Origin of the sequence: Pseudomonas sp. lyk4-TYG-107 (assembly GCF_030209055.1) — a bacterium.
In the GTDB taxonomy this organism is placed as follows: Bacteria; Pseudomonadota; Gammaproteobacteria; order Pseudomonadales; family Pseudomonadaceae; genus Aquipseudomonas; species Aquipseudomonas putida_A.
This window is the reverse complement of sequence record NZ_JARVST010000003.1, coordinates 12,924-34,881: the sequence shown is the minus strand read 5'-3', so window position 1 is coordinate 34,881 and position 21,958 is coordinate 12,924. Positions and strand designations below refer to the sequence as shown.

General features: G+C 60.5%; 20 protein-coding genes. 7 read left to right on the top strand and 13 right to left on the bottom strand.

Going from position 1 to position 21,958, the window contains the following annotated elements; genetic code table 11:
• Position 1: 1 nt before the first annotated feature.
• The 5 genes from pcaG to pcaC all read left to right on the top strand — a co-directional run bounded on the left by pcaG (position 2) and on the right by pcaC (position 4,751).
• Positions 2-568: a protocatechuate 3,4-dioxygenase subunit alpha gene (gene pcaG / locus QRN61_RS03590; protein ID WP_027614395.1), complete on the top strand. Its 567-nt coding sequence runs from the start codon at positions 2-4 to the stop codon at positions 566-568.
• Positions 569-837: 269 nt separating this feature from the next.
• Positions 838-2,133: an MFS family transporter gene (locus tag QRN61_RS03585; RefSeq protein ID WP_041070509.1), complete on the top strand. Its 1,296-nt coding sequence runs from the start codon at positions 838-840 to the stop codon at positions 2,131-2,133.
• Between the two features lie 46 nt (positions 2,134-2,179).
• Positions 2,180-3,544 (top strand): 3-carboxy-cis,cis-muconate cycloisomerase, encoded by a 1,365-nt coding sequence (locus QRN61_RS03580; RefSeq protein WP_285373240.1) that lies wholly within the window; start codon positions 2,180-2,182, stop codon positions 3,542-3,544.
• A gap of 12 nt (positions 3,545-3,556) precedes the next feature.
• On the top strand, positions 3,557-4,348 hold the full coding sequence (pcaD, locus tag QRN61_RS03575) for a 3-oxoadipate enol-lactonase (protein ID WP_210557958.1): 792 nt from the start codon (positions 3,557-3,559) through the stop codon (positions 4,346-4,348).
• A 10-nt stretch (positions 4,349-4,358) separates the two neighbouring features.
• Complete coding sequence (gene pcaC / locus QRN61_RS03570; RefSeq protein WP_027614399.1) at positions 4,359-4,751, top strand: 4-carboxymuconolactone decarboxylase; 393 nt, start codon at positions 4,359-4,361, stop codon at positions 4,749-4,751.
• A 236-nt stretch (positions 4,752-4,987) separates the two neighbouring features.
• Here pcaC and QRN61_RS03565 read toward each other — a convergent pair whose 3' ends face one another.
• From QRN61_RS03565 to emhA, 7 genes are all read right to left on the bottom strand, one after another.
• Entirely contained in the window at positions 4,988-5,806 is an 819-nt protein-coding gene (locus QRN61_RS03565) for a methyltransferase domain-containing protein (protein WP_285373238.1), read from the bottom strand.
• Positions 5,807-5,827: 21 nt separating this feature from the next.
• A complete protein-coding gene (locus QRN61_RS03560; RefSeq protein WP_027614401.1) occupies positions 5,828-6,184 on the bottom strand; it encodes a DUF1641 domain-containing protein in 357 nt (118 codons plus the stop codon).
• A gap of 26 nt (positions 6,185-6,210) precedes the next feature.
• Positions 6,211-7,401 (bottom strand): NAD(P)/FAD-dependent oxidoreductase, encoded by a 1,191-nt coding sequence (locus QRN61_RS03555; RefSeq protein WP_285373236.1) that lies wholly within the window; start codon positions 7,399-7,401, stop codon positions 6,211-6,213.
• A gap of 188 nt (positions 7,402-7,589) precedes the next feature.
• Positions 7,590-8,849, bottom strand: coding sequence for an OprD family porin (locus QRN61_RS03550; RefSeq protein ID WP_285373235.1), 1,260 nt, complete (start codon positions 8,847-8,849; stop codon positions 7,590-7,592).
• A gap of 414 nt (positions 8,850-9,263) precedes the next feature.
• Entirely contained in the window at positions 9,264-10,724 is a 1,461-nt protein-coding gene (emhC, locus tag QRN61_RS03545; RefSeq protein WP_027614404.1) for an efflux RND transporter outer membrane subunit EmhC, read from the bottom strand.
• Positions 10,721-13,870, bottom strand: coding sequence for an efflux RND transporter permease subunit (gene emhB, locus QRN61_RS03540; RefSeq protein ID WP_210557946.1), 3,150 nt, complete (start codon positions 13,868-13,870; stop codon positions 10,721-10,723). The genes emhC and emhB overlap by 4 nt, the downstream gene beginning before the upstream one ends.
• Before the next feature lie 3 nt (positions 13,871-13,873).
• Positions 13,874-15,028 carry an efflux RND transporter periplasmic adaptor subunit EmhA gene (emhA, locus tag QRN61_RS03535; protein WP_027614406.1) on the bottom strand — a complete coding sequence of 385 codons (1,155 nt, stop codon included), beginning with the start codon at positions 15,026-15,028 and terminating at the stop codon, positions 13,874-13,876.
• Positions 15,029-15,295: 267 nt separating this feature from the next.
• Between emhA and emhR the strand changes: the two genes are divergently transcribed.
• A complete protein-coding gene (gene emhR / locus QRN61_RS03530; RefSeq protein ID WP_027614407.1) occupies positions 15,296-15,928 on the top strand; it encodes an efflux system transcriptional repressor EmhR in 633 nt (210 codons plus the stop codon).
• A 364-nt stretch (positions 15,929-16,292) separates the two neighbouring features.
• Here the strand turns inward: emhR and QRN61_RS03525 are convergent, their stop codons facing one another.
• The 4 genes from QRN61_RS03525 to QRN61_RS03510 all read right to left on the bottom strand — a co-directional run bounded on the left by QRN61_RS03525 (position 16,293) and on the right by QRN61_RS03510 (position 19,474).
• Positions 16,293-16,742, bottom strand: coding sequence for a hypothetical protein (locus QRN61_RS03525; protein WP_097086606.1), 450 nt, complete (start codon positions 16,740-16,742; stop codon positions 16,293-16,295).
• Positions 16,743-16,901: 159 nt separating this feature from the next.
• A complete protein-coding gene (locus tag QRN61_RS03520) occupies positions 16,902-17,951 on the bottom strand; it encodes an alkene reductase (protein WP_027614409.1) in 1,050 nt (349 codons plus the stop codon).
• A 30-nt stretch (positions 17,952-17,981) separates the two neighbouring features.
• The gene (locus tag QRN61_RS03515; RefSeq protein WP_003222434.1) at positions 17,982-19,148 is read right to left on the bottom strand and encodes an MFS transporter; all 1,167 of its coding nucleotides are present in this window, start codon (positions 19,146-19,148) and stop codon (positions 17,982-17,984) included.
• Between the two features lie 5 nt (positions 19,149-19,153).
• Positions 19,154-19,474 carry an ArsR/SmtB family transcription factor gene (locus tag QRN61_RS03510; protein ID WP_003222436.1) on the bottom strand — a complete coding sequence of 107 codons (321 nt, stop codon included), beginning with the start codon at positions 19,472-19,474 and terminating at the stop codon, positions 19,154-19,156.
• Positions 19,475-19,643: 169 nt separating this feature from the next.
• Between QRN61_RS03510 and QRN61_RS03505 the strand changes: the two genes are divergently transcribed.
• Positions 19,644-20,222, top strand: a complete 579-nt coding sequence (locus tag QRN61_RS03505; RefSeq protein ID WP_027614410.1) for an acyl carrier protein phosphodiesterase — start codon at positions 19,644-19,646, stop codon at positions 20,220-20,222.
• 115 nt (positions 20,223-20,337) lie between these two features.
• On the opposite strand, the gene QRN61_RS03500 is transcribed toward QRN61_RS03505, so the two are convergent.
• Together QRN61_RS03500 and olsB are read right to left on the bottom strand one after the other, a co-directional pair.
• Positions 20,338-21,132: a lysophospholipid acyltransferase family protein gene (locus tag QRN61_RS03500; protein WP_097086611.1), complete on the bottom strand. Its 795-nt coding sequence runs from the start codon at positions 21,130-21,132 to the stop codon at positions 20,338-20,340.
• Positions 21,132-21,887 (bottom strand): L-ornithine N(alpha)-acyltransferase, encoded by a 756-nt coding sequence (gene olsB, locus QRN61_RS03495; RefSeq protein ID WP_007963187.1) that lies wholly within the window; start codon positions 21,885-21,887, stop codon positions 21,132-21,134. Before olsB ends, QRN61_RS03500 begins: the two co-directional genes overlap by 1 nt.
• Positions 21,888-21,958: the final 71 nt, after the last annotated feature.

The window sequence follows — 21,958 nt, the reverse complement described above, 5'->3', positions numbered from 1 at the left end:
GATGACGCTGACTGCCACCACGTCCCACACCGTCGGGCCGTACTACCACATCGGCCTGACCTGGCTGAACCGCGAAAACCTCGCGGTCGAACAAACCCTCGGCGAGCGCGTGGCGATCACCGGCCAAGTCGTTGACGGCAACGGCGATGTGGTCAACGACGCGATGCTCGAAGTCTGGCAGGCCAACGCCGCAGGCAAGTACGCGCACCCGGAAGACGAGCAGGACAAACCGCTGGATCCGCACTTCGAAGGTTTTGGCCGGGTGCCGGTGGACGCCGAAGGGCGCTTCCGTTTCACCACGATCAAACCGGGCACGGTCGAAGGCCTGAAGGGCTCGACCCAGGCGCCGCATCTGGTGGTGCTGGTATTTGCCCGTGGTCTGGTCAAGCACTTGCTGACACGCATCTACTTTGAAGGCGATCCGGCGAACGTCGATGATCCGCTGCTGGAATGTGTGCCGGCGGAGCGCCGCGGGACGTTGCTGGCGAAGCCGGATGCGGCGGGTGTGTATCAGTGGAATGTGATTTTGCAGGGCACTGAGGCGGAGACGGTGTTCTTCGATTATTGATCGCACCTCGTTCCATTGGAGTGAGTTTGTGGTGAGGGGATTTATCCCCGATGGGCTGCGAAGCAGCCCCAAGACCGGAGTTCACGGTGAAACTGACACACCGCGTCTGCCGGATTTGCGAGTGCTGCGCACTCGATCGGGGATGAATCCCCTCGCCACAAGCCCTCTTTCAGAGGAGGGGTTGTGTAATGCCTCGTGGATGTATCCGTGGAACGGGACTGTTGCGAAGTGTGTCTAGACTCTCACCTGTCCCTTCAGAGTAAAAAACAATGACCACTACCACCGCTCATTACACCGGCGAGGAGCGCAGCAAGCGCATCTTCGCCATTGTCGGTGCCTCGTCCGGCAACCTGGTCGAATGGTTCGACTTCTACGTCTACGCCTTCTGCGCGATCTATTTCGCCCCGGCGTTTTTCCCCTCCGACAACCCTACGGTGCAACTGGTCAACACGGCCGGGGTGTTCGCTGCCGGGTTTCTGATGCGCCCGATTGGCGGCTGGATTTTCGGGCGGCTGGCGGACAAGAAGGGCCGCAAGACCTCGATGATGATTTCGGTGCTGATGATGTGTTTCGGCTCCCTGCTCATCGCCTGTCTGCCGACTTACGCCAGCATCGGCGTCTGGGCACCGCTGCTGTTGCTGTTCGCGCGGCTGCTGCAAGGCCTGTCGGTGGGTGGCGAATATGGCACCACCGCCACCTACATGAGTGAAGTCGCGCTCAAGGGCCAGCGCGGCTTTTTCGCCTCGTTCCAGTACGTGACGCTGATTGGCGGGCAACTGCTGGCGGTGTCGCTGGTGGTGATCCTGCAACAGTTCCTCAGTGAAGATGAACTGCGTGCTTACGGCTGGCGGATTCCATTTGTTGTCGGTGCGGTGGCGGCCGTGATTTCGCTGTTCCTGCGTCGCTCCCTGAAAGAAACCACCAGCAAGGAAATGCGCGAGAACAAGGACGCCGGCAGCATCCGCGCGCTGTTCCGTGATCACAAAGCCGCTTTCATCACCGTGCTCGGTTACACCGCCGGTGGCTCGCTGATTTTCTACACCTTCACCACGTACATGCAGAAGTACCTGGTGAACACCGCCGGCATGCACGCCAAGACCGCCAGCTACATCATGACCGGCGCGCTGTTCCTGTATATGTGCATGCAGCCGCTGTTCGGCATGCTCGCCGACAAGATCGGCCGACGTAATTCGATGCTCTGGTTCGGCGCGCTCGGTACGCTGTTCACTGTGCCGATCCTGTTGAGCCTGAAAAGCATCAGCAGCCCGATTCTGGCCTTTGTGCTGATCACCGTGGCGCTGGCGATTGTCAGTTTCTACACCTCGATCAGCGGCCTGGTGAAAGCCGAAATGTTCCCGCCGGAAGTCCGCGCCCTCGGCGTCGGTCTGGCCTATGCGGTGGCCAACGCGATCTTCGGCGGTTCGGCGGAATACGTGGCCCTGAGCCTGAAAGCCGGGGGCATGGAAAACGCGTTCTACTGGTACGTCACGGTGATGATGGCGGTGGCGTTCCTGTTTAGCCTGCGCCTGCCGAAACAGGCGGCGTACTTGCACCACGATCTGTAAACCGATGTGCGCGGGCCGCATTGGCCCGCGCCGGCAAGGACTGTTTATGACTCAGCGACCGGGCAATCAATTGTTCGATGCCTACTTCACGGCCCGCGACATGCGCGAGGTGTTCTGCGATCAGGGCCGGGTGCAGGCCATGCTCGATTTCGAAGCGGCGCTGGCCCGGGCCGAAGCGCGGGTCGGGGTGATTCCGGCGTCCGCCGTCGCGCCGATTGCCGCCGCTTGCAATGCCGGTCTGTATGACTTCGCGGCGCTGGGCGAGGCGATTGCCACGGCCGGTAACTCGGCGATTCCACTGGTCAAGGCGTTGGGCAAGCAGATTGCCGCGAGCAGTGCCGAGGCCGAGCGTTATGTGCATCTGGGGGCGACCAGTCAGGATGTGATGGATTCCGGGCTGGTCCTGCAATTGCGGCAGGCGCTGGAGCTGATTGAAAGCGATCTGGCAGCGCTCGCCGATTCGCTCGCCACCCAAGCCAAACGGCATGCGACGACGCCACTGGCCGGGCGCACTTGGCTGCAGCACGCCACGCCCGTGACCCTCGGGATGAAGATCGCCGGTTGGCTCGGCGCGGTGACCCGCAGCCGTCAGCGTCTGCGCGAACTCAAGCCGCGGCTGCTGGTGCTGCAATTCGGCGGTGCTTCCGGCACCCTTGCGGCGCTCGGCGAGCAAGCGCTGCCGATCGCGCAGGCGCTGGCCGAAGAGCTGCAACTGACTTTGCCTGAGCAACCGTGGCACACCCAGCGTGATCGCATCGTCGAGTTCGGCGCGGTACTCGGTTTGATCGCCGGCAGCCTCGGCAAGCTCGGGCGCGACGTCAGTCTGTTGATGCAGACCGAAGCGGCGGAAGTGTTCGAGCCGTCGGCACCGGGTAAGGGCGGTTCCTCGACCATGCCGCACAAGCGCAATCCGGTCGGCGCGGCGGTGTTGATCGGCGCGGCGACGCGGGTACCGGGGCTGGTCTCGACGCTGTTCAGCGCCATGCCGCAGGAGCACGAACGCAGCCTCGGTCTTTGGCATGCCGAATGGGAAACCCTGCCGGAGATCTGCTGCCTGGTGTCCGGTGCGCTGCAACAGGCGTGCTTGCTGGCCGATGGTCTGGAAGTCGATGCCGAGCGCATGGCGCGCAATCTGCAATTGACCCAAGGGCTGGTGCTGGCCGAAGCGGTGAGCATCGTCCTCGCGCAGCGGGTCGGCCGCGACACTGCGCATCACCTGCTCGAACAATGTTGCAAACGCGCGGTGGCCGAACAGCGCCACCTGCGTGCGGTACTCGGCGACGAGCCGCAAGTGACCGCCGAACTGAGCAGCACCGAACTGGATCATCTGCTCGACCCCGCGCATTACCTCGGCCAGGCGCAAGTCTGGGTCGAGCGCGCGGTGGCCGAACACAACGCATTGTCTGTTTGAAAGGAGAGGGCTGTGGCTTTCGTTCAACTCGCCGATGGCGAACTGCATTACGTTATTGAAGGCCCGGTCGATGCGCCGGTGCTGGTGCTGTCCAACTCGCTGGGCACCGACCTGCACATGTGGGACGCGCAGATGCCGGCGTTCACCGAGTATTTCCGGGTGCTGCGTTTCGACACCCGTGGTCACGGCCAGTCGCTGGTGACGCCGGGGCCTTACAGCATCGAGCAACTGGGCCGCGACGTGCTGAGTCTGCTCGATGCGCTGCACATCGAGCGCGCGCATTTTTGCGGATTGTCGATGGGCGGGTTGATCGGCCAGTGGCTGGGGATCAATGCCGGTCATCGTCTGCACAAACTGATTGTGTGCAACACCGCCGCGAAGATCGGCGACCCGTCGGTGTGGAATCCGCGCATCGAAACCGTGTTGCGTGATGGCCCGGCAGCGATGGTCGCATTGCGTGATGCGTCGATTGCCCGGTGGTTTACCCCGGATTTTTCCGCGGCCAATCCGGCCGCGGCGAAGAAGATCACCGACATGCTCGCGGCGACTTCGCCTGAAGGTTATGCGGCCAATTGCGCGGCAGTGCGCGATGCCGATTTCCGTGAGCAACTGGCCTCGATCAACCTGCCGTTGTTGGTGATTGCCGGTACTGAAGATGCGGTGACGCCACCGTCCGGCGGGCATTTCATTCAGGAGCATGTGCGCGGCGCCGAGTACGCCGAGTTCTATGCTGCGCACCTGTCCAACGTGCAGGCCGGTGCCGCTTTCAGTGATCGTGTGTTGGCGTTTCTGAACGCTCAGTGAGGAAGTTTTTGTGGACGAGAAACAACGTTACGACGAAGGCCTGCAAGTCCGCCGCGCGGTATTGGGTGATGCCCACGTTGATCGCAGCCTGAATGCGCTGACCGAGTTCAACTCGGAATTCCAGGAGATGATCACGCGTCACGCCTGGGGCGACATCTGGACCCGTCCGGGTCTGCCACGGCACACGCGCAGCCTGATCACCATCGCCATGCTGATCGGGATGAACCGCGAGGCCGAGCTGAAATTGCATCTGCGTGCGGCGGCCAACAACGGTGTGAGCCGGAGCGAGATCAAGGAAGTGATCATGCAGAGCGCGATTTATTGCGGGATCCCGGCGGCGAATGCCACGTTTCATCTGGCGGAGTCGGTGTGGGATGAACTGGGAGTCGAATCCCGGGAGTGATGGTGCCTGAACTGACGCCTTCGCGAGCAAGCCCGCTCCCACATTTGGAATGCATTTCCCTGTGGGAGCGGGCTTGCTCGCGAAGGCGGCAGACGCCGTGATGCATCAATCAGCACAGGTACTCAAACGCTGGCGACAATGAAAATTCACTCCCACATTGGGAATGCATTTCCCTGTGGGAGCGGGCTTGCTTGCGAAAGCGGCAGACGCCGTGATGCATCAATCAGCACAGACACTCAGACCTTGGCGACAATGAAAATCCGCTTGAAGGGAAACAGTGTCTGCCCGTTTTTCTCCGGCGGGTAATGTTTATGCACCCGCATCAGGAAGTGATAGATAAACCGCGCCTGTTCCTGAGACGTCAGCGTCTGCATCACCGGCCGCAGCGCCGAGACCTTCACCCAGTCGTACACCGGCGATTTGCCGCCAACCACCTGCAATTGCTCGGTTTCCCAGATCTCCAGCGACGTGGTCAGCGGCGCCAGCACGCGGTAATAGTCCTCCAGTGTCAACAATGACCGCGCAGCCATGCACTGGCGCAGTTGCGGTGTGCCGATGGGGGTGTGTCCCGGTCCCGCGTCGTCGAGGGTGTCGAGCATCAGTCGATACCACAAGGCCTCGCGCCAGTCCGGCATGTGCGCCGCCAGACAGCCGCCGGGGTTCAGATACCCCAACAGGCGCGGCAGCAGGTGTTGATGATCGCCAATGAAATGCAGCACCGCCGCCGCGAGCAGCAGATCGGCCGGTTGTTCGGGTTGCCAGTCGAGCAGGTCGCACTCTTGCCATTGAGCGTTGATCGGCAGGCACCGGGCCTGATCAAGCATCTGCCGCGAGCTGTCGACACCCAGCAACTGCGCACGCGGCCAGCGTTCGGCCAGCAGCTGCGTGGCAATGCCGGTGCCGCAGCCCAGGTCATAAATGTGTTTAGGGTCGTGCAGATCGACGCGGTCGAGCAATTCGTTGACCGGGCGTTGCCTGAGACGGGAAAACTGCTGGTACGCCTTGGCGTCCCAGTGGGTGCAGGCGTTCCCTGCCGTTTCGAGTTTGGCGCTCATGAGGAGGTCCTCTCTGGCGGATTACAGTTGTCGTCCAATGACGTTGAGGGTCTTCAGGACAACGGCCACGCCTTTGCGTGTGTCCTCTTCATTCAGCAGTTTGAGCAATGCCAGAGTGCCCGGCGCCGCTGACTGTGCCGATACTTCGGCTTTGGCTACGCGCACTGCATTACTGACTGTCCAGGTGGCGGCTGTGCTGCTCTCGAACAATTGCGCGAGTTTTTCCACCATGGCCGCGTCGAGCAGATCGGCGATATCGGAAACCAGGGAAAGCAGGTCGACAATATTCTCCAGGCGTCCGCCATCGATTAACGGCTGCAGTTTTGCCATCAGCGCAGTGAACCCGGGCGTGGCTGACATTTCCTCGGGCATGTTCATGAGCAATCACTCCTCCCTGTGCAGGGTCATAGCATTCCCCGGGCCACCGCCCAGTAAAGACCGCGATTGAAACCGTTTCTGAGCAGACCGCCCAATTTGGTCGGGGGTGTTGGCAATACATCGTGGGCGTAGTCGTACCAGAGTGGCATCCCGGCATTCAGGCCCATTTGGGCTACCGCCTGTACCCGCCCGTCGTATACCGAGTTGGGTGCGCCAAGACGGATCTGGGCGGTGATGTTGTTGGCGATCACCGGCGCCTGGTTATGACAGGCGCCGCCGGCCTTGCTGACCGGCAGGTCGACGGTGTCGCCGATCACGTAGACATTCTCCAGACCGTAGACCTGCAGCGTTTCGTGATTGGTCGGCAGCCATCCTTCATCATTGGCGGCGTGTGAGATGCCGCACCCACGCACCACCTCGACGGCCTGGATGGGTGGAGTAGCCATCAGAATGTCGAAGGGTTGCGCATCGCCCTCGGCTGAGTAGGCGATTTTTGCATCAGGATCCACATGGCTCAGGGTGAAGCCGCGCTGAAATTGAATGTTTTTCCGGGCAAAAATGCTCGGCAGAATTTCACCCGTGGGGCGCTGCAAGAACAGACAATTGCGCAATAGCTGGGCAACCGTCGGGTAGGTGTAGATGATTTCCACCTGCTCGCGAACACCTCGACGACGCAACAAATCATCCAGCATCAATGTCGTTTCCACGGGTGCGATTCCGCATTGGTGCGGGACGTTCGGTGTCTGCGGGAAGGACACGGTAATGAAAATCCGGCCTTTTTCGATGCTGTTCAGGCGTTGCGCCAACTGCCGGGCAGGAAGGTATTGATAGAAGTGGTCGCCGGCTTCTTGCAGACCCGCGATGCGTTCCGGCGCCGGCACGCAGCCGGTGGCGATCACCAGAAAATCATAGTCGAAGCGCTTGCCGGTACGGGTGCGCAATTGCTGCCCGGAAAAGTCGAAACGGGTGACGTCTTCAACGTGGAAACTGATTTCCGGGCGCAACAATGAGCGTTCCGGACGTTTGAGTTCTTCTTCGAAGAACTGGCTGAACGCCACGTACATGAACGCAGGTTTGTAGTAATGATCGGGGGAACTGGACAGCAATGTGATCGAGACGTCGCCGCGTAGAACTTCGGGATACAGCTTGCCGACCAGTTGATTGGCCAGCATGGTTCCACCTACACCGCCACCGACGATAACTATTCGCTTGCTCATACCTGACCTCCGTGGCCAAGGCAGCTTCGCGTACAGCATCCGGAGATAACGGAAGAAAACTAAGGGCTCCTACAGCAGGCTGGAGAATTTACACACTCTGTTGACTGTATCTGCGCCTCGACAAATCGCCAGTCCGGGCTGACCAGTGGTTGATGCCGGCGCCGCTTGTGCAGCGCCGGCGTGCGGGTTCAGAGCAGGCTGATCGGATAGCTGATGATCAGACGGTTTTCGTCGAACTCGTTGTTGCTGAAATCGCGGCGCATGGTCGAGTTGCGCCAGCGCACGTTGAGGTCGCGCAGGGCGCCGCTCTGCACGGTGTAGCCCAGTTCCGATTCGCGGCCCCATTCCTTGCCGTCGGTGATGGTTCCGGTGTGCACGTTGTCGCCGCTGATGTAGCGGTTCATCAGGGTCAGGCCGGGGATGCCCAGGGCGGCGAAGTTGTAGTCGTGGCGCACCTGCCAGGAGCGTTCCTGAGCGTTGTCGTAGCTGGCGTTGTAACTGTCGTTGGCGAGGGTGCCGCCGCTGGTGCCGTTGACCCGCATCCAGGCGCTGTCGCCGGTGAGTTTTTGCAGGCCGACGTAGAAGGTGTTGCCGCCGTAGCGGGCCGAGAACATCCCCGACCAGGTCTTGTTGTCGAGTTCGCCGGCGCGGGCGCTGCCGTCGTCCTTGCCGTAGAAGAAGCCCAGGTTGGCGCCCAGCGTCCAGTCGCCGAGTGGCTGGCTGTGAATCAGGTTGAGGTATTGCTGGCTGTAGATGTCCTTGAGTTCGGCGTTCCACAGGCCGATCTGCGTGCGTTTTTCGTTGAAAACGTACTCGCCGCCCTGAAAGTTGAAGCGATCAGAGGTGAACGCCGCTTTGCCGGTCATCGACATGTCGCTCATGCTGCTGTCGTCGCGCGGGCTGTTGGCGCGGAACTGCCCGCCGTACAGGGTCAGCCCGTTGATTTCCTTCGAAGTGATCTGCCCGCCACGGAAGGTTTGCGGCAGCGAACGGCCGTCGTCCGAGCGCAGGATCGGCAGCACCGGCATCCATTCGCCAACCTTGATTTCGGTCTGAGAGAGCTTGGCCTTGAACGCGACGTTGGTGCGACCGAAGTTGTCCGCCGGCCGCCCGTCGTGATCCAGCGGCAGCAGTTGCGTGCCACCGGTGCCTTTGCCGCCATCAAGTTTCACCGAGTACAGGCCGAGCACGTCCATGCCGAAGCCAACGGTGCCTTGGGTGAAGCCGGATTTGGCGTCGAGGATGAAGTTCTGCGTCCACTCTTCAGCCTTGCCCTGAGCCTTGGTCGGGTTGGTGAAGTTGCGGTTGATGTAGAAGTTGCGCAGGTTGAGGTTGACCTTGGCACCTTCGACGAAACCGGCTTCTTCGGCTGCGGCGGGGAGGGCGACGCCGGTCAGGGCCAGGGCGATCAGGCCGGGGAGTGCGTACGGCGCAGTGGGATGAGTCATCGCAGGGTCTCTTGTTATTTTTTTTAGGTCGAACAGAGCCGTTGCCGCCATTTTCGGAGCGGGCACGAGCTTGCAGAATTAGGGATGAAGCGGCGGCGATCAGCCGGACGGGACAGGGCGCGGGAGCATGGTGTCGAACCTGTTGTTATTGGTTTTGTGGAGCGAATGGTGCGGGGCGCGGTGGGCGGGATTCAATCGGGGAAAGCGGGTTTTGGGCGATTACCGAACGCAAGATTCAGTTGGATTTCAGGGTGTCTGTGAAGGCCTCTTCGCGAGCAGGCTCGCTCCCACATTTGGAATGCGATCCCCTGTGGGAGCGAGCCTGCTCGCGAAGGGGCCAGCCCAAACCACACACTTTTCTGACAGGCAACAAAAAGCCCGCCAAATGGCGGGCTCCTTGTGTTCACCGGATGATCAGAACAGCTTCATCTTCGGTGCTTCTTCTTTCAGCGGTTCGTTCTGCGCGGTCTGCGCATTCCAGCCACCACCCAGGGCCTTGTACAGGTTGACCGCACTGGTCAGCTGCGCGAGGCGGTCGGTGATCAGTGCCTGTTGAGCACTGAACAACTGACGCTGGGCGTCGAGGAAGGTCAAGTTGCTGTCGACACCGATGCGGTAACGACGCTCGGCCAGGCGGTAGTAATCCTGGTTGGCCGCGACGAAGTCACGCTGCGCCTGCAACTGCTCGGTGTAGGTCTGGCGGGCAGCCAGGCCGTCGGCGACTTCCTGGAAGGCGGTTTGAATCGACTTCTCGTAGTTCGCCACGCCAATGTCCTTCTGGATCTTGGCGTAGTCGAGGCTGGCACGCAGGCTGCCGGCGTTGAAGATCGGCAGGTTGATCTGCGGCTGGAACAGCCAGGTTCCCGAACCACCCTTGAACAGACCGGACAGGTCCGGGCTCAGGCTGCCCGCGTTGGCGGTCAGGCTGATGCTCGGGAAGAACGCTGCACGGGCGGCGCCGATGTTGGCGTTGGCCGCTTTCAGGTTGTACTCGGCCTGGAGGATGTCCGGACGACGCTGCAGCAGGTCCGAAGGCAGACCGGCCGGTACGTCGCTGAGCAGATCATCCGACAGCGGTTTGGCCGCTTGCAGATTGGCCGGGATGCCGGTGCCGAGCAGCAGGGTCAGGCTGTTTTCGTCCTGAGCCACCTGACGGGTGTACTTGGCCAATTGCGCCCGGGCGTTTTCCACCGAGGTGCGCGACTGCGCCAGGTCCAGCGCCGAAGCCACACCGACTTCGTTGCTGCGGCTGGTCAGCTTGTAGCTTTCTTCAAAGGCACCGAGGGTGTCTTGCGTCAGCTTGAGCAGTTCCTTGTCGGCCTGCCAGGTCATGTAGGCGTTGGCCACACTGGCCACCAGACTGATCTGCGTGCTGCGGCGCGCTTCTTCGGTGGCGAAATATTGTTGCAGCGCTTGTTCGCTCAGGCTGCGCACCCGACCGAACAGGTCGAGTTCGTAGGCGCTGATGCCGACGGTCGCGGTGTAGGAACTGCTGATGTTCGCTTCACCGGTCTGCGAGGCACGGGCCGGAACCCGCTGACGGCTGCCGCTGGCATTGGCCGAAACCGCCGGGAACAGGTCAGCACGCTGGATGCGGTACTGCGCAGCGTAGGCATCGATGTTCAGCGCCGCGACACGCAGGTCGCGGTTGTTTTCCAGTGATACCTGGATCAGCTGTTGCAGGGCCGGGTCATGGAAAAACTGCTTCCAGCCCTGTTCGGCAGCGGCTTGCGCCGGAGCCTGGGCCGGCGAGTACGCCGGGCCCTGCGGGTACTGGCCCGCGACCGGTGCTTCAGGCTGCTGATAATCGGGGATCAGCGAGCAACCGCTCAGCACGAAGGCGGCGACTGCGATGGAGAGTAGCGACTTGCTCATTGGCCAGCCTCTTTAGGAGTTTCAGTCGTCTCGTCCGGGTCGGCGATTTTACGCTGGCCGATGGACGAAACCGTGACGAAGAACAGTGGGACCCAGAAGATCGCCAGGATCGTGGCCGTGAGCATACCGCCAATCACGCCAGTACCGATCGCGTGCTGGCTACCCGAACCGGCACCGGTGGAGATCGCCAACGGTACTACACCGAGGACGAACGCCAGCGAGGTCATGATGATCGGTCGCAGACGCATGCGGCACGCTTCGATCGCTGCATCGCGCAAACTGCGCCCTTGTTCATGCAGCTCTTTGGCGAACTCGACGATCAGAATGGCGTTTTTAGCCGCAAGACCGATGGTCGTCAACAGGCCCACCTGGAAGTACACGTCGTTGGACAGACCGCGCAGGCTGGTGGCCATCAACGCACCGATGATCCCCAGCGGTACCACGAGCATGACCGCGATCGGAATCGACCAGCTTTCATACAGCGCCGCCAGACACAGGAACACCATCAGCAGCGACAGGGCGTACAGCGCTGGCGCCTGCGAACCCGACAGACGTTCCTCGTAGGACAGACCGGTCCAGGAGATACCGACACCGGCCGGCAGCTTCTTGGCAATCGCTTCGACTTCGGCCATCGCTTCACCGGTGGAGTAACCCGGCGCCGGAGAACCGAGCACTTCCATCGCTTCGACGCCGTTGTAACGCGCCAGTTTCGGCGAACCGTAGATCCACTCGCCCTTGGCGAACGCGGAGAACGGCACCATGGTCCCGGCGCTGTTGCGCACGTACCACTTCTTCAGGTCTTCAGGGCTCATGCGCGCACCGGCCTGACCTTGCACATACACCTTCTTCACCCGACCACGGTCGATGAAGTCGTTGACGTAGCTACTACCGAAGGAGATCGACAGGGTGCTGTTGATGTCGGAGAGGCTCAGACCCAGGGCCTGGGCTTTCTCATCGTCGATTTCCAGATGGTATTGCGGCTCGTCGTTCAGACCGTTCGGACGTACCTGGTAGAGCACCTTGCTCTGCGCGGCCATGCCGAGGAACTGGTTGCGGGCTTCCATCAGTTTTTCGTGACCGATACCGGCGCGGTCCTGCAGGAACACGTCGAAACCGGTGGCGTTACCCAATTCCAGTACCGCCGGCGGGGCGAACGCAAACACCATCGCATCGCGGAAACTGAAGAAGTGTTGCTGCGCACGCTGTGCCAAGGCAAACACGCTGTTGCTCGAATCACGCTCGTGCCATGGCTTGAGCATGATGAACGCCAGACCCGAACTCTGACCACGACCGGCAAAGTTGAAGCCGTTCACGGTGAACACCGAGGACACCGCCCCCGCTTCTTTATCCAGCAGGTAGGTACGCATCTCGTCGATCACGACTTGAGTACGTTCGGCACTGGAACCGGCCGGGGTTTGCACCTGGGCGAACAGTACGCCCTGGTCTTCTTCCGGCAGGAACGCGGTTGGAATGCGGGTGAACAGCCAGATCATGCCGACGACGATCAGCAGGTACGCCAGCAGGTACGGGGCTTTGCGCGACAACATGTTGCCGACACCGCGCTCGTAACTCCTGACACCGCGATCGAAATTGCGGTTGAACCAGCCGAAGAAACCTTTTTTCGGCGTGCCGTGGTCACCCTTGGCGATCGGCTTGAGCATGGTTGCGCAGAGCGCCGGGGTGAAGATCAGTGCAACCATTACCGACAGGGCCATGGCCGAGACGATGGTGATCGAGAACTGCTTGTAGATCACACCGGTGGAACCGCTGAAGAACGCCATCGGCAACAGTACCGCCGACAGCACCAGGGCGATACCGACCAGGGCACCCTGGATCTGGCCCATGGACTTCTTGGTCGCTTCCTTCGGTGACAGGCCTTCTTCGGCCATCACCCGCTCGACGTTTTCCACCACGACGATGGCGTCGTCCACCAGCAAGCCGATGGCCAGCACCATACCGAACATGGTCAGGGTGTTGATGCTGAAACCGGCGGCGGCGAGGATGCCGAACGTACCGAGCAATACCACCGGCACGGTCATCGTGGTGATGACGGTGGCGCGGAAGTTCTGCAGGAACAGGAACATCACCAGGAACACCAGCACGATCGCTTCGACCAGGGTTTCAACCACACCCTTGATCGACTCGGTCACGACCGGAGTGGTGTCATACGGGAACACCACTTCCATGCCTTGCGGGAAGAACGGCTTGAGGTCGTCAATCGTCTTGCGCAGCGCTTTGGCGGTGTCGAGGGCGTTGGCGCCGTTGGCCAGTTTTACCGCCAGACCGGACGCCGGGCTGCCGTTGAACTGCGCAGAAATACTCGAGTTTTCACCACCCAGACCGACGTCGGCCACGTCGCCGACACGGACCTGGGAGCCGTCCTGATTGACCTTCAGCAGGATCGCCTTGAACTGCTCGGCAGTCTGCAGACGGGTCTTGCCGATGATCGTAGCGTTCAGTTGCTGGCCAGGCAGCGCCGGCAAACCGCCGAGCTGACCGGAAGACACCTGGACGTTCTGCGCCGAGATCGCGGCGCTGACATCAGACGGCGTCAGGTTGTACTTGTTCAGCTTGGCCGGATCGAGCCAGATGCGCATCGCGTACTGGGCACCGAAGACCTGGAAGTCACCGACACCGGCGGTCCGCGAGATCGGGTCCTGCATGTTCGACACGATGTAGTTGGACAGGTCGTCCTTGGTCATGCTGCCGTCACGCGACACCACGCCGATCACCAACAGGAAGTTCTTCACTGCCTTGGTGACGCGGATACCCTGTTGCTGCACTTCCTGCGGCAGCAGCGGGGTGGCCAGGTTCAGCTTGTTCTGGACCTGAACCTGCGCGGTGTCGGAGTTGGTGCCTTGCTCGAAGGTCGCGGTGATGGTCATGCTGCCGTCGGAGTTACTTTCCGAGGACACATAACGCAGGTTGTCGATACCGTTGAGCTGCTGCTCGATCACCTGGACCACAGTGTCCTGCACGGTTTGCGCCGAAGCGCCCGGGTAGGTCACGGAGATCGCGATGGCCGGCGGTGCAATGCTAGGGTACTGGTTGATTGGCAATTTCAGGATCGATAGTGCCCCGACCAACATGATCACCAGGGCAATTACCCAGGCGAAAATCGGACGGTCGATAAAAAATTTCGACATGAGTTACTCCCCTTTGCCGCCAGCGGCTTTGTCAGCTGCTTGAGCGGGGGCCGGGTTCTTGGCTACGTTGGTCGCTTCGGTCGGGTTGACCTGAGCACCTGGGCGAACGTATTGCAGGCCTTCGGTGATCAGACGATCGCCGGCTTTCAGGCCATCTTCGATCAGCCACTGGCTGCCAACGGTACGGCTGGCCTTGAGCTGACGCAGTTCAACCTTGTTGTCCGGGCCGACGACCAGTGCGGTCGGAGTGCCCTTGAGGTCACGGGTCACGCCTTGTTGCGGCGCCAGAATGGCCGCGGCGTTGACCCCGGCCTGCAACTGGGCGCGGACGAACATGCCTGGCAACAGGGTGTGATCCGGGTTCGGGAACACGGCGCGCAGGGTCACGGAACCGGTAGTCGGATCAACCGATACTTCGGAGAATTCCAGCTTACCGTCGAGCTTGTATTGGCTGCCGTCCTCAAGGGTCAACTTGACCGCTGCCGAGTTGTCGCCGGCCTTCTGCAGGCGACCGCTTTCCAGCTCGCGGCGCAGTTCCAGCAGCTCAACCGAGGACTGGGTAACGTCGACGTAGATCGGGTCCAGTTGCTGGATCGTCGCCATCGCGTCGGCCTGACCATTGCTGACCAGTGCGCCTTCGGTCACCGAAGAACGGCCGATACGGCCGGAGATCGGCGCGTAGACCTTGGTGTATTTCACGTTGATCTGCGCACTCTGCAACGACGCTTCCGATTCCATGCGATTGGCCACGGCGGTGTCGTATTCCTGGCGGCTCACGGCCTGCTCGTCGACCAGTTGCTTGTAGCGGTCGGAGATCGACTTGGTCGAACGCAGGTTGGCTTCGGCGCTTTTCAGGGTCGCTTCATAGACTGCCGGATCGATCTGATACAGCTGCTGGCCGGCTTTGACGTCGCCGCCTTCCTTGAACAGACGTTTGAGAATGATGCCGTTGACCTGTGGTCGAACTTCAGCGATGCGGTACGCACTGGTGCGCCCCGGCAGTTCCGACGTGAGGGTGAACGCTTGTGGTTGCAGGGTGACGACGCCGACCTGAGGAGGCGGAGCGGCTGGGGCCGCTTCTTCCTTTTTACATCCGCTGAGCAGCGATGCCAGGGCGACGGCAGTGACCAGAGCGGTAACAGCTGGCTTGAATTGCATGAAGATCCTCGGGTCAGGCGCGCACATTGCGCACAAGAAGTGTGAAAGGGTAAAAAAATCGGGTCGAGTGGATAAGTAGCTTGCTAAGGAATATACTTACGTTCATGGTTGTTTGTAAATAGCTTGGCGTCGTACCCACCCTGTTACAAAATGCGTCGCAAGGTTTGAAATTGTAGGCCGGGGAGCCGATTCGTGAGAGATCAGCCCCCTCTTTATTCAGCGGATATTCAGCCATCCCTGAAACATCCTGTTTGAGGTTTTACTGCCATGGTCCGTCGTACCAAAGAGGAAGCTCAGGAAACGCGCAGCCAGATTCTCGAAGCGGCCGAGAAAGCGTTTTATGAAAGGGGCGTGGCCCGCACGACCCTGGCGGATATCGCGACGATGGCCGGCGTTACGCGCGGTGCCATCTATTGGCATTTCAGCAACAAGGCCGATCTGGTGCAGGCGATGCTCGACAGCCTGCATGAACCGCTGGATGAATTGGCCAAGGCCAGCGAGAGCGAGGACGAACTCGACCCGTTGGGGTGCATGCGCAAGCTGTTGATCCATCTGTTTCATCAGGTAGCCCTGGATCCAAAGACCCGTCGCATCAACGAGATTCTGTTTCATAAGTGCGAATTCACTGATGAAATGTGCGATCTGCGCCAGCAGCGCCGCACGGCCAGTCTCGATTGCAACCTGCGCATCGGTCTGACCCTGCGTAATGCGGTCAATCGCGGCCAGTTGCCGGAAGATCTCGACACTGCCCGGGCGGCCATCAGCATTCATGCGTATATCGATGGCCTCCTGTATGGATGGCTGTTGGCGCCGGACAGCTTTCAATTGCATGCCGAAGCCGAGCGCTGGGTCGATACAGGGCTTGATATGCTGCGCCTGAGCCCCAGCCTGCGCAAATGAAACAAAATGCGTAATTGAATCTATCCGTGTCAAGACTTAAAGCGGGGAAATGTCCCTGCTTCAAGTCTTTTTGTAATGGGGTGCTTTTATATACGTACATTGGCCGGGTTGATAGGTAGCGAGCTACGTATTTTGTAGGGGTTTTGTGTCGACTGTGTGAATGAATGTTAACGACTCGGGCTAAAAGGGCGCCGAGCAGCCGATACGCACCAACCGATCCGTTTCGTTTCTGAGTTCCCTTTGCCCGATCCTCACCTCCGGCTGCGTTACTTCCGATGGGCTTGAGCCACGGCCTTGGGTTTGCTCGCGCCTTTATAATGTCAGCGTTGTCCGTACCGTTACTGCATGAGCAGGTAACTCTCTATCAGGCCGATGGCGTCATGAATGCGATCATCTTATAGCTGTAAGGGTAAACCGGGTTTTCATTTTCCAATGCCGCGCCGCAGGTGATGGGTTCGGCGCCAATAGAGAACGCGTTGGTATCCCAGAAGAGTTCGACCTTTGGAGCTCGGTGCCCCGCCATTTGTCGGTAGCAATAACTGAGCGTAGTGTCGAATTGTACTTTCTGTTTGTAGTTGGTGTAGCAGACGTAAGTGCTGAATACCTCCTTTTTGATATCGTAATCAATAACGATGTCCTGCTTCAGATGAGGATCTCCTTCAAACATCATAAAGACGGTCTGGTAGGGGAGGATCTTGTCGATACGCGTTAAGGGCGGGTGCTTTGCAGAGGAATCCTCAAGCCAGAAAGTAGAGTCCGTGGCATTGGTGATTTGCAGGAGGAATGTAAGTTTGTTTGGATCTATATCATTCATCTTTATATTGCCTTGTTAGATTAAGTTGGTGGGTTGTAATTGATGAGTTGCTGGACGGAGCTTAGGTTTATATTGTTCTGATGGCGAATCTTTAAATGTATGAAAATAAAAAAAGCCCCGCCTCTTTCGAGGCGGGGCTTACTTGTTAGTTGTTGTTGTTTACAGCGTTGGATAATCGATATAACCGACCGGGCCTTTCGCGTAGAACAACTCGGGACGTGCGTCATTCAGCGGTGCGTCGGCCTTCAGGCGTGCCGGCAGATCCGGGTTGGCAATGAACGGTACGCCGAACGCTACGGCGTCAGCCTTGCCTTCAGCCAGCCACGCATTGGCGCTGTCTTTGGTGAATCGCTCGTTAGCGATGTACGCACCGCCGAAGGCTTCTTTGAGCTGCGGGCCGAGGCTGTCGGCGCCTTCTTTCTCGCGGGAGCAGATGAAGGCGATGCCGCGCTTGCCCAGCTCGCGAGCCACATAAGTGAAAGTCTCGGCCAGATTGTCGTCGCCCATGTCATGGGAATCGGCGCGGGGTGCCAAGTGCACGCCGACACGGCCGGCGCCCCAGACGTCGATCGCTGCGTCAGTCACTTCCAGCAGGAGACGCGCACGGTTTTCCAGGGAGCCACCGTAGTTGTCGGTGCGCTGGTTGGTGCTGCTTTGCAGGAACTGGTCGAGCAGGTAGCCGTTGGCGCCGTGGATTTCCACGCCGTCGAAACCGGCGGCTTTGGCGTTTTCGGCACCGGTGCGGTAGGCCTCGACGATCTCGGCGATTTCAGCGGTTTCCAGAGCTCGCGGGGTCGGATAGTCGGCCAATGGACGCACCAGGCTGACGTGACCTTTAGGCTGGATGGCGCTCGGCGCGACCGGGGTTTCGCCGTTGAGGTACGACGGATGCGAGATGCGGCCGACGTGCCACAGTTGCAGGATGATCTTGCCGCCAGCAGCGTGCACGGCTTTGGTCACGTTGGTCCAGCCGCGCACCTGGTCGTTGGACCAGATGCCCGGGGTGTCCGGGTAGCCGACGCCCATCGGCGTCACCGAAGTGGCTTCGGACAGGATCAGGCCAGCCGACGCGCGCTGTACGTAGTATTCAGCCATCAGCGCGTTCGGCACGCGGCCTTCGTCGGCGCGGCAGCGGGTCAGTGGAGCCATGATGATGCGGTTGGACAGCTCGAGGTCGCCCAGTTTGATCGGATCGAAAATAGTTGCCATGTGTACAACCCTCGTCAGTGAAGTGGTTAATCAGTGGGTAGCGGGGGCCAGACCGGCGTCGCCGTTCTGACGGAAAGTGATCAGGGTCACCAGCAGCGCGAGCACGGCCAACGCGGCGGCGGCCAGGGGCACGCTGGTCAGGCCGAAACCGTGGGCGATGACGCTGCCGCCGACCCAGGCGCCCAGGGCGTTGCCGATGTTGAATGCGCCGATGTTCAGGGTCGACACCAGGTTCGGTGCGGCCTTGCCGAAGGTCACCACGTTGACTTGCAGCGCCGGGACGGCGGCAAACGAAGCGGTGGCCCAGAGGAACAGGGTGATCTCCGTCGGGATCAGCGCAACGCTGGTCCAGCTCAGCACGGTGGAAACCACCGCCATCGCCACGAACACGCCGATCAGGGTGGCGCCGAGACGCTTGTCCGCCAGTTTGCCGCCGATGATGTTGCCCACCGTCAGACCGAGGCCGATCAGCAGCAGGGTCCAGGTCACGCCTTTTGGCGAGACACCGGTGACATCACCGAGCAGCGGCGCGACGTAGGTGAAGAGGGTGAACATCGACGCGGCGAACAGCGCGGTCATGCTCAGCGAGAGCCAGATGCCGGCGCCTTTGAGGGCGGCGAGTTCGGCGCGCATGTCGAGTTTTTCCTCGTCACGCTTGGCCGGCAGGAAGCGGATCAGACCGATCAGCGCCACTACACCAATCACGGTCACCGCCCAGAAGGTCGAGCGCCAGCCGGCTTCCTGGCCCAGCGCCGTGCCCAGCGGTACACCGAGCACGTTGGCCAGGGTCAGCCCGGTGAACATCAGCGCCACGGCCGACGCCCGTTTGTTCGGCGCCACCAGCCCGGCGGCTACTACAGAACCGATACCGAAGAACGCACCGTGGCACAGCGCCGTGACGACACGGGCAAACATCAGCACGTTGTAGTCACTGGCGATGGCACACAGCAGGTTACCGACGATAAAAATGCCCATCAGCGCTACCAGTGCGGCCTTGCGCGGCAGTCTGGCGGTGGCCAGTGCCATGAACGGCGCACCGATGGCCACGCCCAGGGCGTAACCGGTCACCAGCCAGCCGGCGCCGGGAATCGACACACCGAGGTCGGCTGCCACATCGGGCAGCAGGCCCATGATGACGAACTCGGTGGTGCCGATGGCGAAGGCACTCAAGGCCAGAATGAGTAGCGAGAGGGGCATTTGAATCAATTCCTTGTGGGAGCGCTGAGCTCTTTGACGATGGCGTCGAGGAACGCCTGGATCACGTCCTCGTTGCGTTTGAAGAAGTGCCACTGGCCGGCTTTCTGGCTGCTGATCAGACCTGCGCGCTGCAGGGTCGCCAGGTGGGCGGAGACGGTCGACTGCGACAGGCCGCAGCGTTGATCGATCTGCCCGGCGCAGATGCCGTACTCGTGGTTGTGAATCTGCTCAGGAAACTGGGCTTTGGGGTCTTTCAGCCAGATGAGAATGTCTCGCCGTACTGGGTGTGCCAGGGCTTTTATTATTTCGTCGAGGTCGAGGTTCATGGCTTTATGCTCGTGATGTGTAGCGCTATATCGCGATGAGGCGAAATTTAAATCGGTATTTCGCGATATACCAATATGAATTTGATCTGACGACCGCATAAATCGGTATATCGGGTTATAACGATACGTGTGCTGTAACGATGAAAGTGCGCAGTGCTAAGCTGCGCCCATGAACTATCTCGCACATTTACACCTCGGAGGCCAGCACCCCGAGCAATTACTCGGCAGTCTGTATGGCGATTTCGTCAAAGGACGCCTGCAAGGGCAATTTGCACCCCAGATTGAAGCGGCGATTCAGTTGCATCGGCGGATTGATGTGTTCACCGATCGCCACCCGTTGGTGGACATCGCCCTCGGGCGTTTCACCGAGACCCGGCGGCGATATGCCGGGATTGTCCTCGATGTGTTTTTCGACCATTGCCTGGCGCGCGACTGGACGCTGTACGCCGATCAGCCGCTGGAACATTTCACCCGCGCTGTTTACCGGGTGCTGTCGAATGAACGGCAATTGCCAGAACGCCTGGCGAAAATCGCCCCGCACATGGTTGCCAATGATTGGCTGGGTTCGTATCAAGAGTTTGAAGTGTTGGAGCAGGTGCTGCGTGGGATCTCCCGCCGCCTGACCCGGCCTGAGGAGCTGGCGGGGGCGATGCAGGAGTTGCGGCGTTTGTATGAGCCGCTGAGTGAAGACTTCCGCTTGTTCTATCCGCAACTTCAGGACTTCGCCCAAAAAAAGCTGAGCCACTGAAGATCTAAATGTGGGAGCGAGCCTGCTCGCGAAAGCGCAGTGTCATTCAACATTCATGTTGTTGATCCACCGCTTTCGCGAGCAGGCTCGCTCCCACAGGGGGGGGATCTGTGTTTCAGGCTGCGATCAGTTCGCCGGCGCGACGCGGTTCGGCCGCTTTGGCGATATCACCAAACAACGCCTTCTGCACCGCTTGCTGCGCTTCGAACGCCAGCGCCGCACGTTCGCGGCCCTGACAGGCGATCGGCTTGAGCAGATGCACTTCGACATCGCCGCAGTCGTGGCTGAACAGACGCATCAGATGCGACAGCAGATCATCGTCACCAATGAACGGCGCCAGCGCGTCGATTTCGCCATTGCGCAGATAACGGATTGCCACCGGTTGCAGCATCACCTCCGAATCAATCGCCGCCGACAGCAGGCGACCATGAAAGGTGCGCAGCGAGCGGCCATCGGTGGTGGTGCCTTCCGGGAACATCAGCAACGGATGTTGCGTTTGCAGGTGACGGGTCATCTGTTTGCGGATCAACTGGCTGTCACCCGAACCGCGACGGATGAACAGACTGCCGGCCTTCGCCGCCAGCCAGCCGGCCACCGGCCAGGTGCGTACTTCGGCCTTGGACAGAAACGACAGCGGCGTGAGCATGCCCAGCAGCGGAATGTCAGTCCATGACACATGATTGCTGACCCACAGCATCGGCTGCTGCGGCAGCTCGCCGTGCACGGTCACGCGAAAGGGCAGGGCATGGCTCAAACGCGCCATGAAAAACCGCGACCAGCGCTGCCGACGTTGCATCGAGTGCGCCAGGCCCAGACGTTCGAACACGCCGAAGACGCTGGCCATGGTCAAGCCCAGCGCCACCACCAGCAGCACCCGCGTGATCCGCGCGTACACGCGCAACCGGCTCATCACACGGCCGCCTTGAAGTGCTTGGCGTAGCGTGGGCAGAGTTCGTCGCGCTTGAGCAGGATGAACACGTCGGCGACCTGGAAGTCTTCGTCCCAGCACGGCTCGCCGCAGATCTTCGCACCCAGGCGCATGTAGGCCTTGAGCAGCGGTGGCATTTCGGCGATCACGTTCGATGGAATATCCAGCGACGGCAGGGGATTCTTCGGCTCGGCGCGCAGGTGTTCGGTGCACAGATAACGCTCGCGCAGACGCTGCATGATCGCGTGGGCCTGCACGCCGCCATCCTGCATCGGAATGCTCGCGCAACCCATCAGGTAGCTGTAGCCGCCCTGATTCAACACTTCGGCCAGTTCACCCCAGAGCACGGCGATGGTGCCGCCGTTGCGGTAGGCCGGGTCGACGCAGGTGCGGCCGATTTCGAGGATCGGGCCTTGCAGATGGGCGAGGCCATGCAGACTGAATTCTTCTTCGCTGTAGAACTTGCCCAGGCTGCTGGCGGCGGTGTGATCGAGCAAACGGGTGGTGGCGACCAGACGCCCGGTGTTCAGGTCACGCACGCCGATGTGGCTGCAGTGAACATCATAGTCATCCATGTCCAGACCCAGTTCCGCGCCTTTCAGCTTGGCGTTGAACTCGCCGCTGAATACGCTGAAGCGCAAGGCCTGGGCTTGCTGCAAGGCCTCGGCGCCGATCAGGCGTTCGGCTTGCAGGCGGCGTTCATTGCCGGTGTCGCTGATGCGGGCGATCTGAGTCATTTGAATCTCCGTACGGGCCTTGAACCCGTCGTGGGTTGCAGCCGATCGACTTTCTTTATGCAGCCATGTTG

Bases quoted from the DNA above. Each gene is read 5' to 3' on its own strand.
- QRN61_RS03515 (WP_003222434.1), bottom strand. From the start codon at position 19,148: ATGCCCCTCTCGCTACTCATTCTGGCCTTGAGTGCCTTCGCCATCGGC.
- QRN61_RS03580 (WP_285373240.1), top strand. From the start codon at position 2,180: ATGACTCAGCGACCGGGCAATCAATTGTTCGATGCCTACTTCACGGCC.
- QRN61_RS03520 (WP_027614409.1), bottom strand. From the start codon at position 17,951: ATGGCAACTATTTTCGATCCGATCAAACTGGGCGACCTCGAGCTGTCC.
- pcaG (WP_027614395.1), top strand. From the start codon at position 2: ATGACGCTGACTGCCACCACGTCCCACACCGTCGGGCCGTACTACCAC.
- emhB (WP_210557946.1), bottom strand. From the start codon at position 13,870: ATGTCGAAATTTTTTATCGACCGTCCGATTTTCGCCTGGGTAATTGCC.
- QRN61_RS03550 (WP_285373235.1), bottom strand. From the start codon at position 8,849: ATGACTCATCCCACTGCGCCGTACGCACTCCCCGGCCTGATCGCCCTG.
- QRN61_RS03505 (WP_027614410.1), top strand. From the start codon at position 19,644: ATGAACTATCTCGCACATTTACACCTCGGAGGCCAGCACCCCGAGCAA.
- QRN61_RS03510 (WP_003222436.1), bottom strand. From the start codon at position 19,474: ATGAACCTCGACCTCGACGAAATAATAAAAGCCCTGGCACACCCAGTA.
- QRN61_RS03500 (WP_097086611.1), bottom strand. From the start codon at position 21,132: ATGAGCCGGTTGCGCGTGTACGCGCGGATCACGCGGGTGCTGCTGGTG.
- emhR (WP_027614407.1), top strand. From the start codon at position 15,296: ATGGTCCGTCGTACCAAAGAGGAAGCTCAGGAAACGCGCAGCCAGATT.
- QRN61_RS03560 (WP_027614401.1), bottom strand. From the start codon at position 6,184: ATGAACATGCCCGAGGAAATGTCAGCCACGCCCGGGTTCACTGCGCTG.
- emhC (WP_027614404.1), bottom strand. From the start codon at position 10,724: ATGAGCAAGTCGCTACTCTCCATCGCAGTCGCCGCCTTCGTGCTGAGC.
- QRN61_RS03525 (WP_097086606.1), bottom strand. From the start codon at position 16,742: ATGAATGATATAGATCCAAACAAACTTACATTCCTCCTGCAAATCACC.
- QRN61_RS03555 (WP_285373236.1), bottom strand. From the start codon at position 7,401: ATGAGCAAGCGAATAGTTATCGTCGGTGGCGGTGTAGGTGGAACCATG.
- QRN61_RS03565 (WP_285373238.1), bottom strand. From the start codon at position 5,806: ATGAGCGCCAAACTCGAAACGGCAGGGAACGCCTGCACCCACTGGGAC.
- QRN61_RS03585 (WP_041070509.1), top strand. From the start codon at position 838: ATGACCACTACCACCGCTCATTACACCGGCGAGGAGCGCAGCAAGCGC.
- olsB (WP_007963187.1), bottom strand. From the start codon at position 21,887: ATGACTCAGATCGCCCGCATCAGCGACACCGGCAATGAACGCCGCCTG.
- emhA (WP_027614406.1), bottom strand. From the start codon at position 15,028: ATGCAATTCAAGCCAGCTGTTACCGCTCTGGTCACTGCCGTCGCCCTG.